A 16,169-nucleotide genomic window follows, 5' to 3' on the forward strand; every position below is an offset into this window, starting at 1 on the left:
CGCTACACCCGCCCCAGCACGGTCGCCGGGTCCGTCAGCATCCGCCCGACGTCGGTGAGGAAGCGCGCCCCCTGCTCGCCGTCGACGAGCCGATGGTCGAACGACAGGCTGAGCGTCATGACGTCGCGCAGGCGCACCTTTCCGCGATGCTCCCACGGACGGCGCTGCACGGCACCGGTCGCGAGGATCGCCGCCTGCCCGGGCACGAGGATCGGCGTCCCGGCGTCGATGCCGAAGACGCCCACATTCGAAATGGTGATCGTGCCGCCACTCAGCTGCTGCGGGCTGAGTTCGCCGGCCCGCGCGGTGCGCGCCAGATCTCCGATGCTGTCAGCGAGCTCCGCGACCGTCTTCGCGTGTGCGTCGCGCACGACGGGCACCATCAGCCCGCGTGGCGCGGCGACCGCGATGCCGAGGTTCACGTGACCCCACTCGACGATCTCGGAGGCGTCGTCGTTCCAGTGGGAGTTCAGTGCGGGCTGAGCCGCAGCCGCCAAGCACACCGCCTTCGAGATGACGGCGAGCAGCGAGGCGCGGTCGCCCGCCTCGGTGAGCCGCCTCACGAGCTTCATCGTGCGCGTGACGTCGACCGTGAGGAACACGCTCGCGTGCGGCGCCGTGAAGGCGCTGTCGACCATGGCCTGCGCCGTCGCCTTGCGCACGCCCTTGATCGGAGTGCGACGCTCGGCCGGGTAGCCCGCACGCGCTGGTGAGGGGCCAGAGGCGGCACGGTCGCCCGTCGACGGTGCACTCGAGGAGGCCGGGGCGCTCGGCGCGCTCGGCGCCGACACCGCGTGCTGCACGTCGTCGCGGGTCACGAGGCCGTGCGGCCCGGAGCCGGTGAGCTGGGCGAGATCGACGCCGAGGGTGTGCGCGAGCTTCCGCACGGGCGGGGTCGCGAGGGTGCGGGTGCTGGCTGCCGGCGCGGACGGGGTCGCGGTCGCGACGGCGGCCGGGGCGTCCGGGATGCTCGTCGCGGCGGGCATGAACGCCCCCTTCCGCGCCTTCCGCGCGGGCGCCCTGCCGGAGGCCGCGGCGGGCCCGTAGCCGACGAGTACCGACTGGCGCTCGGGCTCGGCCGGAGCCGCGGCCGCGGGCTCTGCGGAGGACGCACTTGCCGCGGGCGCGTCGGGGACCGACGCGGGTGCGGCGTCGCCACCGCCCACCTCGAAGCGCACGATCGGCGTGCCGACCCGCACCGTCTCGCCGGGTTCGGCGCACAGTTCGGTGACGACGCCGGCGACGGGCGACGGCAACTGCACGACGGCCTTCGCGGTCTCGACGTCGGCGATCGTCTGATTGAGCGTCACGGTGTCGCCGACGCTGATGTGCCACTCGACGAGTTCAGACTCGGTGAGCCCCTCGCCAAGGTCGGGCAGGCGGAACTCGCGGGTCGCCATCAGAGCACCGCCCCCGCGTAGAGGGCCGGCCGTCTGCCCATGGTGCGGTCGACCGCGTCGAGGATGCGGTCGAGGTCGGGCAGGAAGTGCTCTTCGTGGCGCGAGGCCGGGTAGGGGATGTCGAAGCCGGTGACCCGCTGGGGTGCCGCCTCGAGGTGGTAGAAGCAGCGGTCGGTGAGTTCGGCCGCAAGGTCGGCGCCGATTCCGCCGGTGCGCTGGGCCTCGTGCGCGATGACGAGCCGCCCGGTCTTCGCGACCGAGGCGACGACCGTGTCGACGTCGACCGGGGCGAGCGAGCGCAGGTCGATCACCTCGATCGAGACGGTGTCGGCGTCTCCGCCGCCCGAGCCCGCTGCCGCGGCCGCCGCGGCGTCGATCGCGGTTGCCACGAGCGGACCGTAGGTGACGAGCGTGACGTCCGAGCCGGGCACGACGACGCGGGCCGAGCCCATCGGCAGCACGTCGTCGCGGTCGAGGGCGTCCTCGTCGACCTCGCCCTTCGTCCAGTAGCGGCGCTTGGGCTCGAAGAACAGCACGGGGTCGTCGCACCAGATCGCCTGCTGCAGCAGCGTGTGCGCGTCCTGCGGCGTCGAGCAGGTCACAACCCTGAGGCCGGCCGTGTGCGCGAAGTAGGCCTCCGGGCTCTCGGAGTGATGCTCGACCGCCCCGATGCCGCCGCCGAACGGTACGCGAATCGTGATGGGCATGCGCACGTTCCCGCGGGTGCGGTAGTGGAGTTTCGCCACCTGGGTGACGATCTGGTCGAACGCCGGGTAGATGAAGCCGTCGAACTGGATCTCAACGACCGGTCGGAAGCCCTTGAACGCGAGCCCGACGGCCATGCCGAGAATGCCGGATTCCGCGAGCGGCATATCCATGACCCGGTCGCCCCCGAACTCGGCCTTGAGCCCGTCGGTCACTCGGAAGACCCCGCCGAGGGTGCCGATGTCTTCGCCCATGATGAGCACCCGGTCGTCGTGCGCGAGCGAGCGCCGCAACGACGCGTTGAGTGCTTTTGCCAGAGTCATCTCGGCCATCAGTTCACGCCCTCCTCAAAGCTCTCGAGGTACTCGCCGAATTGGCGGCGCTGCTCGTCGACGCCGCGGTGCGGCTCGGCGTACACGTGGTCGAACATGGTCAGAGGCGGTGGGTCGACCTGCTCCGTGCATCCCGCTCGGAATTCGGCGGCCGCCTCGTCGGCGCGGCGGGCGATGGATGCGGCGAGCGCGTCATCGAGGCCGCCGGCCTCCCGCAGGTGCGCCTCCACGCGCGCGAGCGGGTCGCGCCCCGCCCACTCTTCGCGCTCGAGCGGGTCAACGTAGCGTGACGGGTCGTCGGAGGTCGTGTGCGGGCCCATGCGGTAGGTGATCGCCTCGATGAACGTCGGGCCGCCTCCCTCGCGGGCCTGCTCGACGGCACGGCGCATGACGGCCATGACGGCGAGCACGTCGTTGCCGTCGACCCGCACGCTGGGAATGCCGAAGCCGGGTGCCCGGTCGGCGATCGGCCGCTGCGCCTGCAGGGTCACAGGTTCGCTGATCGCCCACTGGTTGTTCTGGCAGAAGAAGATGACGGGGGCGCGGAAGGAGGCGGCGAACACCATCGCCTCGTTCACGTCGCCCTGGGTCGTGGCGCCGTCGCCGAAATAGGCGACCGCGACCGAGTCCTCGCCGTCGAGCTTCGCGCCGACCGCGTATCCCATAGCGTGCAGGGCCTGCGTGCCGATGACGATCGCGGGGGTGGCCATGCCCACCTCGTAGGGGTTCCAGCCCGAGAGGGCGGTGCCGCGCCAGACGTTCAGCATCTCAGTGAGCTTCACGCCGCGGCAGTAGGCGACGGCGTTCTCGCGGTAGCTCGAGAACACGAAGTCGTCGGGGCGCAGCACGCGGGCCGAGCCGACCTGAGCAGCCTCCTGGCCGAGCAGCGGCGGCCAGAGACCCAGCTCGCCCTGGCGTTGCAGCGCGGTCGCCTCGACGTCGAGGCGACGCACGATCACGAGGTCTTCGTAGAGACTCGCGAGCTGGTCGCCCGAGACGTCGGCGACGTAGTCGTCGTAGGGAGCGTGCGGAACTCGGCGACCGGAGGGGTCGAGCAGCTGAACCGGGCGGTCGTGCGGCGCGGATGCGCGCGGCTGCGACTCGCGGGATTCGGACAGGGACGACGGCATTGGCTCCTCCGATCCACCGCTCGCGACTGGTGTGTCGGTGCGCGGTGACGCTCACAGTTCCCACTTGTGGCGGAAACTGACCCGGGCGACGGTGCCCGAGGCTACCTACGACGGTATCCCCGAAGCGCTCCCGCGACAAGCCGGGCACGCGCTTCGCGGCATACTGGCCGGGGCCCCAACGATGCGGAGACTTCTCTATGACCGAGACCGATCAATCCGACGCGATCATCATCGGCGCGGGCCTGTCTGGCCTCGTGGCGGCGGCCGAGCTGGTCGACGCCGGTAAACGCGTGACGATCGTCGACCAGGAGCCGGAGGCCACCTTCGGCGGGCAGGCCTGGTGGTCATTCGGTGGGTTGTTCCTCGTCGACAGCCCCGAACAGCGCCGGATGGGCATCCGCGACTCGCTCGAGCTCGCGCGTGCGGACTGGGTGGGCACGGCGGGCTTCGATCGGCCGGAAGATGACCACGCACGGGCGTGGGCGGAGGCCTACCTCGCGTGGGCTGCCGACGAGAAGCGCGCATGGCTGCGCGAAAAGGGCATCGGCCTCTTCCCGGTCGTCGGCTGGGCCGAGCGCGGCGGCGACACGGCGACGCGGCACGGCAACTCGGTGCCCCGCTTTCACATCGTGTGGGGCACGGGACCGGGCATCCTCGAGCCGTTCATCCGCACCGTGCGGCGCGGCGTCGACGAGGGGCTCGTCACCCTCACGTTCCGCCACCGCGTCGATGCGCTGTCGGTGACCGACGGGCGCGTTCACGGGGTGACCGGCAGCATCCTCGCGCCCGACGATGCCGAGCGCGGCGCGCCGTCGAATCGCGACGTCGTCGGCGACTTTGCCCTGCACGCCGATGCGGTCGTGATCGCCTCCGGGGGCATCGGCGGCAACCACGACCTCGTGCGCGCCGCGTGGCCGAAGCGGCTCGGCGCTCCCCCGACCCGCATGCTCAGCGGCGTGCCGGAACACGTCGACGGGCGCGGGCTCGGCATCGCCGAGGCGGCCGGTGCGCGACTCGTCAACGGCGACCGCATGTGGCACTACGTGGAGGGCCTCGAGAACTACGCGCCTGTGTGGCAGCGGCATGGCATTCGGATTCTGCCGGGGCCGTCGAGCCTGTGGCTCGACGCGACGGGCAGACGACTGCCGACCCCCCTGTTTCCCGGTTTCGACACCCTCAGCACGCTCGCGCACCTGCGACACACCGGGTACGACCACAGCTGGTTCGTCACGACACAGTCGATCATCGAAAAAGAGTTCGCGCTCAGCGGTAGCGAGCAGAACCCCGACCTGACGGGCAAGAGCGTGCGCGAGCTGGTGCGGCAGCGCCTCGGGAAGGGAGCGACGGAGCCGGTCGAGGCGTTCAAGCGGCAGGGGGCAGATTTCATCGTCGCCGACACCGTCGACGAGCTCGTTGAGCGCATGGCCGCCCTCGAACCGGGCGTGCCGTTCGATACGGACCGCGTGCGCGACGAGATCGCCTCGCGCGATCGGATGCTCGCCAACAGCTTCGGCAAGGACGCCCAGCTGACCGCGATCCGCGGCGCGCGGACGTACCGCGGCGACAAGCTCATCCGGGTCGCCCGCCCCCACCAGCTCGCCGACCCGAAACACGGGCCGCTCATCGCCGTGCGTCTGCACGTCATCACGCGCAAGAGCCTCGGCGGCATCCAGACCGACCTCGACTGCCGGGCGCTCGACGCAGACGGGTCACCGATCCGCGGGCTGCATGCGGTCGGCGAGGCCGCGGGCTTCGGCGGCGGAGGCGTGCACGGCTACCGCTCCCTCGAGGGCACGTTCCTCGGCGGCTGCCTGCACACGGGGCTGCGGGCGGGGCGGGCCATCGCGCGCGGATGAGCGCGGCCGGCTACAGGCTCCAGGCGACGGGCTTCACGAGCACGTGGCCGCGGCGCGACGTGAGCCGCAGCCACGCCCCTGAGGCGAACTGTTGCACCTGCTCGTCGTCGGCACCCTCCGACTCGTCGCCGAGAAAGGCGAGGCTCTCCGCCGCAAAAGCCGCGCCGGCCGGCAGGTGGTCGTGGCCGTCGATCGGGCGACCCCACACCTCGGAACGTACGCGGTCGACGAGGGCCTGCCCGGGATTGTCAGGCACCGCGGCCGCCACTTCGGCGATGCCCTCCGACGCTGTCCGCCGCAGGGTCGACACCGCGACGGGCGCCATGCGCTGCCAGCCGCCGCGGGGCGGCGAGATCGCGGCCCAGCTCACGGAGTGCACGGGCGTGGGCAAAGCGAGGTCGACGGGAGCGGTGTCGTCCGTGACCTGCGTGAGGCGAGCATCCACCCGGGTGTTCAGCGAGCGCAACGGCACGACGGCGTCGACGGACCCCTCGGGGGCCGCGAGCGTGCGCAACCCTAAAACGGTCGGGCTGCGGTCGAGCAGGCCCTTCGGCGCGATGACGGCGACGTAGGCGGCAAGCACACCTGAGTCGGCGATGACGCGCATCGAACCGGCCTCGTCGAGGCGCAGAGCGCGGGCCGCGAGCGTGCCGAGGTCGCGCAGCGCCGCGGCGCTGCCCAGAGTCACGAACGCAGGCATCGCTTCTAGACTACGGGGCGATGAACGACGACAAACGCGACCCCGTTGCCTCCATGCTCGCCGCCCTCACGCTCAGCGAGACGTCTGCGCGCACGAGCGAAGACATCTTCACCGCCCCCAGCCAGTGGATGCCGCACGGGCGCGTGTTCGGCGGCCAGGTCGCCGCCCAGTCGGTGCTCGCCGCCATGCGCACCGTCGAGGCCGACCGCAGCGTGCACTCGATGCACGGGTACTTCCTGCGGCCGGGCGACGTGGCCCAGCCCATCACGTTCAGCGTCGACCGCATCCACGACGGCCGGTCGTTCTCGACGCGGCGCAGCCAGGCGTACCAGAACGGTGTGCCGATTTTCTCGATGATCGCGTCGTTCCAAGACGACGACCCGGGGCTCGACCACCAGGCGACAATGCCGGAAGGTCTCCCGCAGCCGGAAGAGCTGCCGAGCGCGGCCGAGGTGCTCGAGCCGATCGACCACCCGACAGCGCAGTTCTGGGCGAGCTCCCGGCCGTTCGATTTGCGGCACGCGCCGGGGCCCGTCTACTTCCGCGTCGACGGCGAGCATGTTCCGCACCAGGCCGTGTGGTTCCGCGCGCTGTCGGCGCTGCCCGACGACCCCGACCTGCACCGCGCAGCCCTCGTCTACGCGAGCGACTACTCGATCCTCGAGCCGATCCTGCGCGCGCACGGCCACTCGTGGGCGACGCCGGGGCTCAAGATGGCGAGCCTCGACCATGCCCTGTGGTGGCACCGCTTCGCGCGCGTCGACGATTGGCTCTGCTACGTGCAGGAGTCGCCGAACGCCATCGGCGGCCGCGGACTCTCGACCGGTCGCATCTTCACCCGCGATGGGATGCTCGTGGCCTCCGTCGCGCAGGAGGGCATGGTGCGGGTGCCGCGCCAGGCGTAGCCACCCTGCCTCAGTGCGCGTGGCCCCGGCCCCACGCGGGGAACGGATCGACATAGCCTGCCCACTCCATGGGGCCGGCGATTAGCTCGTCGTCGGCGAGCAGGGCCGCGCCGAGCGCGCGGGTGATCTCGCGCTCACGCAGCCGCTCCCCCAGGAAGACGATCTCCTGCCCGCTGATGATGTCGGGCTCGTCGTCGCTCAGGCCGGTCGGGTCGAGGTTCAGGTGCGCTCCAGCGCTCGACCAGGAGCCGACCGATCCGGCCCGGGAGGCGAGGCGCACGACACCGCGCGAGCGCCAGATCGTGCCGGCGTGCTCGGGCGTAAGACACACCCGCACGACCTCGTCGAGGCGGCCGGGGTGAAAGGGCCGGGGGTCGCGAAACACGACCGAGTCGACCCCGCATGGAAGGCGCGGTGCGCGGTCGCTGAGGGCGAGCATCCAGCCCTGCTCGGAGGCGAGGTCGTCGACCGGCGGGCGGATGAGGCGTCGGAATCGGTAGGCGCCGACCGACGCGGGTCGGTCGACCAGCAGGATGGGTGCGCGCGGGTTCAGCGCATAGGCGAGGTCGGCGGCGCGCGCCGGCGCGTCACCGACCACGATCACGGCGGTGGCGAACTCGACGCGGTTTGCAATCGCCTGCGCAGAGGTTCCGTCACCCGTGTCACGTCCGGGGTGCAGGAGCCGGTCGAGCTCGTCGCCGCGCACGACGGCGATGACGTCTCGCACGTGGAGTGGGCGCTCACTCGGTTCGCGGGCCGCCAGGGCGGCGTGCAGAGCGAAGCCGACGTCGGCGGGGTCGTGCGCATCGTCGATGCCGAGGGCAAGGGTGACGGGTGCGGAGTGCGGCATCGCGTCGGGCACCGCATCCTCAATACGCGCGATCAGAGCGTCGATGTCGATGCCGGATCCGTCGCTCGTGCGGCACTCGCCGACACGGTCGGCGACGAGCGCGGCAGCCTCGGCGCGCGGTGCGCGGTTCGGCCCGGTGACGAGCGTGACCAAGACGGGCGGGACGGGCATCGAACTCCTCGTGCTAGCTTACTGATAACGATTATCACTATAGCGAGGAGTGGCGATGAAGGTTCGCACCAGCATCAAGAGCATGAAGAAGATGCCCGGATCGCAGGTTGTGCGCCGCCGCGGACGCGTCTTCGTGATCAACAAGCAGAACCCGCGCTTTAAGGCGCGCCAGGGCTAGTCCGGCTCGGCGCTCAGCGGGCCTCAGCCGCGGAAGGCGACCGGCTCGTCCGTGTAGCGCTGCCACACCTCCCGCACCGCGGGCGGGATGCGCGTGGGCGCGCCGGTCGCCGCATCGACCAGTACCAGCGTGGTCGCGGCTATCGCGTACGGGGCACGGTCTCCGGTGTCGGCGTCACCGACAGCGCGCGGCGGAAGCACCTCGTAGTGCACCTCGAGGCTCGCCCCTCCCATGCGCGCGATCCACAGCGAGACCTCGAGCGGCTCGCGCAGGTGCGGAATCTCGCGGCGGTACTCGATGCGCTGCGCCGCGATCACCGTGTGTTGCAGAGCCTCGGGCCCGGACTGGAGGACGGCCGTGGGATGCACGGCGTCTGGTCCCACCCAGAACGCACTGATGCGCGCCTCCTCCAGCAGAGTCAGGAAGGCGGCGTTGTTGACGTGCCCGTACGCATCCAGATCGCTCCAGCGCACGGGCACGTCGACGCTCACGCGAGACATGCGAGTTGTCGCGCCCTAGTCGCGGGTCAGCTTGCGGTAGGTGACCCGGTGTGGGCGAGCCGCATCGGGGCCGAGTCGCTCGATCTTGTTCGCCTCGTACGCCTCGAAGTTGCCCTCGAACCAGTACCAGTTCGCCGGGTCTTCCTCCGTGCCCTCGTAGGCGAGGATGTGCGTGGCGATGCGGTCGAGGAACCACCGGTCGTGCGTGATGACCACGGCGCAGCCGGGAAACTCGAGCAAGGCGTTCTCGAGCGACTGCAGCGTCTCGACGTCGAGGTCGTTCGTCGGCTCGTCGAGCAGCAGCAGGTTGCCGCCCTCCTTGAGCGTGAGAGCCAGGTTCAGACGGTTGCGCTCACCACCGGAGAGCACGCCGGCCTTCTTCTGCTGGTCGGGGCCCTTGAAGCCGAACTTCGACACGTACGCGCGCGACGGAATCTCGGTCTTGCCGACCGTGATGATGTCGAGCCCGTCGCTGACGACCTCCCAGAGGGTCTTGTTCGGGTCGATGTTCGCGCGCGACTGGTCGACGTAGCTGATCTTGACCGTCTCGCCGACCTTCAGTTCGCCGCCATCCAACTCTTCGAGACCGACGATCGTCTTGAACAGCGTGGTCTTTCCCACACCGTTCGGGCCGATCACGCCGACGATACCGTTCGGCGGCAGGCTGAAGGACAGACCGTCGATCAGGGTGCGGTCGCCGAACGACTTGTGCAGCTTCTTCGCCTCGATCACGATCGAGCCCAGCCGCGGACCGGCGGGAATCTGGATCTCCTCGAAGTCCAACTTCCGCGTCTTCTCGGCCTCGGCCGCCATCTCCTCGTAGCGGGCGAGCCGCGCCTTCGACTTCGCCTGGCGACCCTTCGCGTTCGAGCGCACCCACTCGAGCTCGTCGGCGAGACGCTTCGCGAGCTTCGCGTCCTTCTTGCCCTGCACGTTCAGGCGTTCGGCCTTCTTCTCGAGGTAGGTCGAGTAGTTGCCCTCGTAGGGGTACAGGCGACCACGGTCGACCTCGGCGATCCACTCGGCGACATGGTCGAGGAAGTACCGGTCGTGCGTGATCGCAATGACGGCGCCGGGGTACTTCTGCAGGTGCTGCTCAAGCCACAGCACGCTCTCGGCGTCGAGGTGGTTCGTGGGCTCATCCAGCAGCAGGAGGTCGGGCTTCTCGAGCAGAAGCTTGCACAGCGCGACGCGGCGCTTCTCACCACCCGACAGGTGCGTGATCACGGCGTCCCCCGGGGGGCACCGCAGCGCATCCATCGCCTGCTCGAGCTGCGAGTCGAGGTCCCAGCCATTCGCGGCGTCAATCGCCTCCTGTAACACGCCCATCTCTGCCAGCAGCGTGTCGAAGTCGGCGTCGGGGTCGGCCATCGCGGCCGAAATCTCGTTGAAGCGCGTGATCTTGTCGTACAGCTCGCGCACGCCGTCCTGCACGTTCTCGAGCACCGTCTTCGACTCGTCGAGCTCGGGCTCCTGCATGAGGATGCCGACCGAGTAGCCCTCGGAGAGCCGCGCCTCGCCGTTCGACGGGGTGTCGAGCCCCGCCATGATCTTCAGAATGGTCGACTTACCGGCCCCGTTCGGGCCCACCATGCCGATCTTCGCTCCGGGATAGAACGACATCGTGACATCGTCGAGGATCAGCTTCTCGCCCACCGTCTTGCGGGCGCGCACCATGGTGTAGATGAATTCGGCCATGGGCTTCAGTCTATTGAGGCGTCAGCCCCCACAAGGCACCGGCCGGTTGCGAGCGCGGGCACAACGGTTGTGGTGACTGCAGTGCCGCGCACCTCGCCAATGATGCAGTCGTCATCGATACGCACGGCGAAGGAGATGACATCGGTAGCCATCCCGAGCGGGGTGCGGTCAGCCGTCACCTCGAGCGCAGCGCGGTCAAAACCGCCGGTACTGAGCGCGTCTGCCACCTGGGCCGAACTCGGGCGCTCGCCCACCGCGTCCGCGCCCTGCTGCACGACGAAACGGGCGAACGGCGCGTTGTCGGCGGCGCTCCCTCCCTCGACGAACTCGGGGGCCGGCTCCGACGGGTCGACGTCGGGGCCGCCCGGCTCGCCGGGCGAGGCCGTCGAGGTCGGAAGCGGCGCGGCGGTCGACGGAGGGTCTGTCGGGGAGGAGGGCGTGCATCCCGCGGTGATGAGCGCCGCGACCGCGACGAGCGCACCGGCGAGCGCCGTGCGCGACGCGGACCGACGAAGCATGGGGCCCCTTTCCCGGGTGACCCGTCGAGTCTACGGTCGCGGCGTGGGCGCGAGCGCCGGGATTAGTACACGACAGTCGCTGCAAAAAAACACGGGCGGCGAGCGGCGTATTCGATATCCGAACACGAACAATTGCAGACGCTTGCACCCATCACACTGCCGGAGCAGACTCATCTCAGGAACAGCGGACAGGCGATCGGGGGATCGCCGGGGGGCCGCAACCGTGACAGGGGTTTTCGACCGTTCGGGTCGGACGAAAGCTCCTGAGACACATCGGCCGTTCCTGGCCTCTTCGGGTGGGGCCAGGGACGGCCGCTTCTCTTTCACGGCCGCGCACTCGCGGTACCGTGAGCCACGGACATAGCCGAACCGCTACCGGCGGAAGGACCCCCACCGATGTCGAGCCTGAGCGCACGCGCGGCTTTCGGTGGTGCCTGGTCGACGCACTGGACGATCTGGGCCGGCCTCTACCCGGTCACGCTGTTGTTCGTCGTCTACCGCGACCAGGCGCTTCGCCCCGACAGCGTGTGGTGGAGCGTCGGCTCGGCGACGGTGCAGCACATCGCGGTCGGTCTCGTGGTGGTGGGCGTCGGCGCGATTCTCCGCCGCACACGCAGCATCCTCCACGTGGGCGTCGTGGCCACTCTGTGGATCCTCGCGTGCGTCGTGCGTGCGGCCGTCGCCCACGCCGTGACCGCGGTCGGGTACGCAGAACAGTCGTCTCTGATCATCGACACGCTGATTTGGCTCGGCGTCAGTGCGCTCTGGGTGCCGGTGACAGTGTTCGCGGTCGCGCAGCTCGACCAGCGACGCTTGTTGCTCGCGGCGCGCGACATCACGACGGATGCTCTGCTCACCGAACGCGCGGAGGGCGAGGAGACATCGCAGCAACTGCAGGCGCGACTGCTCGCGACCGTCACCGCCCAGCTCACGCCCGTTCTAGCCGACCTCGAGGAGAGCCTCAACGCCGCCCGACGCCGCATCACCGGGTCGACGGCGGCCGAATTAAGCATGCGAATTTCGCGCGTGCACGACGAGACGGCGGAGCTCGTCGAGGGGGAAGACACCCCCGACACGTCGCCGGCACTGCTGGAGCGCGCAGAACGGGTCACCTTCCGCCGCGCCTTCGAGATCACCACCGTGCCGCCGGCGCGCATAGCCGCGCTCGTCACCCTGGCGACGCTCGTCGGAGTCGTCCCCGACACCGTGCGCATTTACGGGCCGATCGCGGCGTTGCAGGTCGCACTCGCGGTGACCGCTTCGGGCATCCTGCTGGCTGCGCTCCCCGCACTGTTTGCCGAGCGCGCCTCTCGGGGCAAACGGATGACCCACCTCCGGGCAACGGTGATTCTGCAATCGGTCGCCGTCGCCGCCGCAGCGGTGATCCTCGCAGTGATCCCGCCCAGCGTGTGGTCGTCGGCACATCGGCCGGTTGTCCCCCTCACCCTGCTGGCTCTCGCGCTCGCCCACACCCTGTACTCGGTCGCCTTCATTGTCGCTGACGCGAACGCCGACGACAGTGCAGCCCTGCGCGCGGCGAGCGCCGAACTCGACGCGGTGCGCGGACAAAGGGCGGAACGCTCGCGGCTGGCGCGAGAGCGCATGGCGCAACTCATGCACGGGCCCATCCAGGGACGCCTCGCCGCCTGCGTCATGGCACTGAACTTCCATGCGGAGATGGTGAACAGCGACCCGGCGCGGGCGGAGGCCACGCTCGACGCCGTGCTCGAACACCTGCAAGCCGTGACCGGAGAGCTTCAACGACTGGGCGCCGAGGCCGGGCTGGGCGACGTGCGCCACCCCTGATCGGGGGGCGCAGTTTCGGCCGCCTGTCCGGTGCGCTACGTCCGGGCCGCGCCTACACTGGCACCATGGCTGCACCCGACCGGCCCGCCACCGTGGTCGTCGCCGATGACGACGATCTGGTGCGTACCGTGTTGCGGATGGCGCTGTCGTCGATGTCGCTCACCGTCCGCGAGGCGGCCGACTCGCGCGCTCTCGCCGCCGCCATCGACGACGGCGCCGTCGACCTCACCATTCTCGACATTTCGATCCCAGGGCCGGGACTCGCGGCGAACATCGCACTCGTGCGGGAGGCGGCGCCGGACGCGCGCATCCTGATCCTCAGCGGCGATACCGAAGTACCCGCGAGCGAGGCGCCCCTCATCGACGACTTCGCCCGCAAGCCGATAGACCTCGACGAACTACGGAGTCGAGTCAGCCACCTGCTCGGCACTCCGTCGGCGAGCACCCCATGAGTGCGAACGAGTCGCCGGACGGTCCAGAACTGCTGCGAATCGCCGGAACAATGGCCCGTTTCGGAGGGTGGTCCGTCGATGCGCGGACCCACCAATTGGAGCTGAGCGCCGAAGCGAGGGCGATACTCGCCCTGCCTCCGAGCGGACCGCTCGACCTCGCGACGGTCTTCACTTTGCATCCCGAGGAGTGGCGCCCGGTCGTTGCTGCTCACCTCGAACGGTGCCTCACTGCTGGTGAACCTTTCGACATCGAGTCCCCTATGCGCACCACCGACGGGGAGCTCTTGACGATTCGTACGATCGGCGAAGCAGCCCGGGGGGCCGACGGAAGCATCGAACGCGCCCATGGCGCTGTGTGGGACATCACGGCGACCGCGGAGCAACGAGAGCGCACTCGAGCGCTCGAGGCGCGACTGGAAGCAACGCTGAACACCATTACCGACGGGATGCTCTTCATCGATCACGAGGGACGATTCACCTTCGTCAACGATGACGGCGCCCGCATGCTGCAGTCTTCTGTCGAATCGCTCGAGGGGGTCAGGGTGCTCGACGCGTTTCCGGAGGCGGCCGGCACGAGCTTTCTCGCGGCCCTGGAGACGTCGTTGACGCGCCGCGAACGCACAATCACCCGCGACTATTACCCGCCACTTGATGCGATCTTCGAGGCGACCATCTACCCCTCCGATAACGGCGTTGCGGTCTACCTGAAGGATGTGACCGAAGAGGAGCGACTTCGCGACGAACGCGAGGAGTCGGCGCGGCGGCTGGCCGAACAGGCCGCGCTCATCGAGGCCGCCAAGGACGCCATGATCGTCCGCGATCTTGACGGTCACATCACCTACTGGAACCGCGCGGCCGCGGCGCTCTACGGCTGGTCGGCAACGGAGGCCATCGGCCGGGCTGAGCACGAGCTGCTGTACGACGACACCGCCGCCTACGATGACGCGGTCGCTCACACACTGCGCGACGACTATTGGAGTGGCGAGCTCGACCAGCGGACGCGATCGGGCCGCGCCCTGGTCGCCGAGTGCCGCTGGCAGTTGCTCCGCGACGGCTCGGGCGCCCCCGAGTCGATCTTCGCGGTCGTCAGCGACATCACCGCAGAGAAGAAGGCTCAGGAGGCTCGCTTGCGCGCCCAACGCATGGAAAGCCTCGGCACCCTCACTGGGGGCATCGCCCACGACCTAAACAACGTGCTGACGCCGATTCTCATGTCGGTGCAGCTTCTCGAGCAGGGGGAAGACGACGCGGGTCGTCGGGAGATCCTGAAAACTATGGAGGGCGCCGTCAAGCGCGGCGCCGACATGATCCGCCAGGTGCTGTCGTTCGCCCGCGGGGTCGAAGGACGCCGCGTCGAGGTCGATGTCGTCCGTCTCGTCGACGACGTCGTGGCGTACGCCCAAGATGTCCTGCCGGAGAGCGTGCACCTCGATCTCGTGCTCGACACGAGTCTGCCCGCGACGAGCGGCGACCCGACCCAGCTGCTACAGATTCTCGTCAACCTCGTGACGAATGCGCGTGATGCCATGCCGAGCGGCGGCACACTGCGCATCCGCAGTTCGGAACTGGTCTTGGAGGATACGTACTCCTCCGTCAGCCACCTCGCCATGCCGGGGCGCTACGTGGCGATCGACGTGGAAGATTCCGGTCACGGCATGAGCCCCGAGGTCGCGGAGAAGATCTTTGAACCATTCTTCACGACGAAGGACATCGGCAAGGGGACGGGGCTCGGGCTCGCCACGTCACTCGCAATCGTGCGTAGCCACGGCGGCTTCATGCAGGTCTACAGCGAGCTGGGGCGCGGAACCCGCTTCACGGTCGGCTTGCCCGTGTCGTCGTCTCCGCGCGCCGACAGCCCCGCGGCCGCACGCCCCGAGGCGCTACTCCCGCGCGGACACGGGGAGCGGATCCTCGTCGTCGACGACGAGTCGACCATTCTGCAGATCACGTGCCAGACGCTGGAGCTCCACGGCTACCGAACCCTGCGGGCCGCGAACGGGCGCGAAGCGATCGACGTCATCGCCAGCAGTGACGAGCCTGTCGACCTCGTGCTCACCGACATGATGATGCCCGTCATGGACGGCGCTGCACTGTCGGCGCACCTCGAAGAGGAGCACCCGGTAATTCCGGTCATTGCGGCGAGCGGGCTCAATTCGAACGGCGGTGTGGCACGCGCGGTCGGAATGGGCGTGTCGAGGTTCCTGCCGAAGCCGTACACGACGAGCATGCTGCTCACCACGGTGCGGGACACCCTGCTCGAGCACCGCGTCGACGGTATGGTGACGGAATGAGCGCCCCCGACGCCCGACACTTGCGCGTTGTCGTCGCGGACGACGACGCCTTCACCATCTCCCTCGTCGCGGGCGCGCTCGAGTCGTCTGGGTACGCCGTGACCACGGCGACCACCGTCGAGGAGGCGTTTCACCACGTCGCCACCGGCGACCCTCACGCGCTCGTGTCGGACTTGAACTTCGGCACGACCCGCACGGGTGCCGACCTCTTGGCGAAGGTCGCCCACGAGTTTCCGTGGATTGGGCTGGTGGTGCTGACCTCGCACCGCTCCCCCGAATTGGCCGTGCCGAACCCGCAGCTCATTCCCGACTCCGTGGTGTATCTGGTGAAGTCGAAGCTTGGGGCAATCGACGAACTGCGGGGCGCCGTCGAACGGGCCATCAGCGGCGCGACGAGCGACGTCGAGCCGCCGATCGATGACGAGGGAATCCCGGTGGTCACCGCGGCCCAGGCTGAGGTGTTGCGGATGCTCGCGGAAGGCGCATCGACGAAGGCCCTGGCCGATCACCGCGGAACGTCGGTTCGGGCGGTCGAGACGATGCTGCATCGACTGTTCGACGCGCTCGGCATCGACACGAGCGACGCCGCGAACCCCCGCGTCGCCGCGGTACGAATGTGGCAGCGCGGCGACATTCGTGTGCGCTGAGGCGGCAACTCGCCCCGCACCGTTCGGGTC

The 16,169-nt window shown here is 69.5% G+C and carries 15 protein-coding genes; 7 read left to right on the forward strand and 8 right to left on the reverse strand.

Annotated features, from left to right (window positions below):
- Window positions 1–2: 2 nt before the first annotated feature.
- From EV140_RS09375 to pdhA, 3 genes are read right to left on the reverse strand one after another with little or no spacing between them, the layout of a single operon-like run.
- Window positions 3–1,400: a dihydrolipoamide acetyltransferase family protein gene (locus tag EV140_RS09375; protein WP_130283282.1), complete on the reverse strand. Its 1,398-nt coding sequence runs from the start codon at window positions 1,398–1,400 to the stop codon at window positions 3–5.
- The gene (locus EV140_RS09380; protein WP_130283284.1) at window positions 1,400–2,437 is read right to left on the reverse strand and encodes an alpha-ketoacid dehydrogenase subunit beta; all 1,038 of its coding nucleotides are present in this window, start codon (window positions 2,435–2,437) and stop codon (window positions 1,400–1,402) included. The genes EV140_RS09375 and EV140_RS09380 overlap by 1 nt, the downstream gene beginning before the upstream one ends.
- Complete coding sequence (pdhA, locus tag EV140_RS09385) at window positions 2,437–3,567, reverse strand: pyruvate dehydrogenase (acetyl-transferring) E1 component subunit alpha (RefSeq protein WP_130283286.1); 1,131 nt, start codon at window positions 3,565–3,567, stop codon at window positions 2,437–2,439. Before pdhA ends, EV140_RS09380 begins: the two co-directional genes overlap by 1 nt.
- 197 nt (window positions 3,568–3,764) lie before the next feature.
- Between pdhA and EV140_RS09390 the strand changes: the two genes are divergently transcribed.
- Window positions 3,765–5,423: an FAD-binding dehydrogenase gene (locus tag EV140_RS09390; protein ID WP_130283288.1), complete on the forward strand. Its 1,659-nt coding sequence runs from the start codon at window positions 3,765–3,767 to the stop codon at window positions 5,421–5,423.
- A 10-nt stretch (window positions 5,424–5,433) separates the two neighbouring features.
- On the opposite strand, the gene EV140_RS09395 is transcribed toward EV140_RS09390, so the two are convergent.
- Window positions 5,434–6,123 carry a DUF8185 domain-containing protein gene (locus EV140_RS09395; RefSeq protein ID WP_130283290.1) on the reverse strand — a complete coding sequence of 230 codons (690 nt, stop codon included), beginning with the start codon at window positions 6,121–6,123 and terminating at the stop codon, window positions 5,434–5,436.
- A gap of 20 nt (window positions 6,124–6,143) precedes the next feature.
- Here EV140_RS09395 and EV140_RS09400 point away from each other — a divergent pair, with 20 nt between their 5' ends.
- Window positions 6,144–7,028: an acyl-CoA thioesterase gene (locus tag EV140_RS09400; protein ID WP_130283292.1), complete on the forward strand. Its 885-nt coding sequence runs from the start codon at window positions 6,144–6,146 to the stop codon at window positions 7,026–7,028.
- A 10-nt stretch (window positions 7,029–7,038) separates the two neighbouring features.
- Here EV140_RS09400 and EV140_RS09405 read toward each other — a convergent pair whose 3' ends face one another.
- A complete protein-coding gene (locus EV140_RS09405; RefSeq protein ID WP_130283294.1) occupies window positions 7,039–8,049 on the reverse strand; it encodes a GTP-binding protein in 1,011 nt (336 codons plus the stop codon).
- A 55-nt stretch (window positions 8,050–8,104) separates the two neighbouring features.
- Between EV140_RS09405 and ykgO the strand changes: the two genes are divergently transcribed.
- On the forward strand, window positions 8,105–8,227 hold the full coding sequence (gene ykgO, locus EV140_RS09410) for a type B 50S ribosomal protein L36 (RefSeq protein WP_130283296.1): 123 nt from the start codon (window positions 8,105–8,107) through the stop codon (window positions 8,225–8,227).
- 23 nt (window positions 8,228–8,250) lie between these two features.
- Here the strand turns inward: ykgO and EV140_RS09415 are convergent, their stop codons facing one another.
- The 3 genes from EV140_RS09415 to EV140_RS09425 are packed head-to-tail and all read right to left on the reverse strand — an operon-like array spanning window position 8,251 to window position 10,943.
- Complete coding sequence (locus EV140_RS09415) at window positions 8,251–8,727, reverse strand: acyl-CoA thioesterase (RefSeq protein ID WP_130283298.1); 477 nt, start codon at window positions 8,725–8,727, stop codon at window positions 8,251–8,253.
- 15 nt (window positions 8,728–8,742) lie between these two features.
- The gene (gene ettA, locus EV140_RS09420) at window positions 8,743–10,425 is read right to left on the reverse strand and encodes an energy-dependent translational throttle protein EttA (RefSeq protein ID WP_130283300.1); all 1,683 of its coding nucleotides are present in this window, start codon (window positions 10,423–10,425) and stop codon (window positions 8,743–8,745) included.
- A gap of 5 nt (window positions 10,426–10,430) precedes the next feature.
- Window positions 10,431–10,943, reverse strand: a complete 513-nt coding sequence (locus EV140_RS09425; RefSeq protein WP_130283302.1) for a DUF6993 domain-containing protein — start codon at window positions 10,941–10,943, stop codon at window positions 10,431–10,433.
- Window positions 10,944–11,339: 396 nt separating this feature from the next.
- Between EV140_RS09425 and EV140_RS09430 the strand changes: the two genes are divergently transcribed.
- The 4 genes from EV140_RS09430 (at window position 11,340) to EV140_RS09445 (ending at window position 16,139) form a co-directional block, all read left to right on the forward strand.
- The gene (locus tag EV140_RS09430; protein WP_130283304.1) at window positions 11,340–12,749 is read left to right on the forward strand and encodes a sensor histidine kinase; all 1,410 of its coding nucleotides are present in this window, start codon (window positions 11,340–11,342) and stop codon (window positions 12,747–12,749) included.
- Window positions 12,750–12,814: 65 nt separating this feature from the next.
- Entirely contained in the window at window positions 12,815–13,201 is a 387-nt protein-coding gene (locus EV140_RS09435; RefSeq protein WP_130283306.1) for a response regulator, read from the forward strand.
- Window positions 13,198–15,492, forward strand: coding sequence for a PAS domain-containing hybrid sensor histidine kinase/response regulator (locus EV140_RS09440; RefSeq protein ID WP_130283308.1), 2,295 nt, complete (start codon window positions 13,198–13,200; stop codon window positions 15,490–15,492). Before EV140_RS09435 ends, EV140_RS09440 begins: the two co-directional genes overlap by 4 nt.
- The gene (locus EV140_RS09445; RefSeq protein ID WP_130283310.1) at window positions 15,489–16,139 is read left to right on the forward strand and encodes a response regulator; all 651 of its coding nucleotides are present in this window, start codon (window positions 15,489–15,491) and stop codon (window positions 16,137–16,139) included. The genes EV140_RS09440 and EV140_RS09445 overlap by 4 nt, the downstream gene beginning before the upstream one ends.
- Window positions 16,140–16,169 lie beyond the last annotated feature (30 nt).

It is taken from the genome of Microcella alkaliphila, from assembly GCF_004216855.1.
Classification (GTDB): domain Bacteria; phylum Actinomycetota; class Actinomycetes; order Actinomycetales; family Microbacteriaceae; genus Microcella; species Microcella alkaliphila.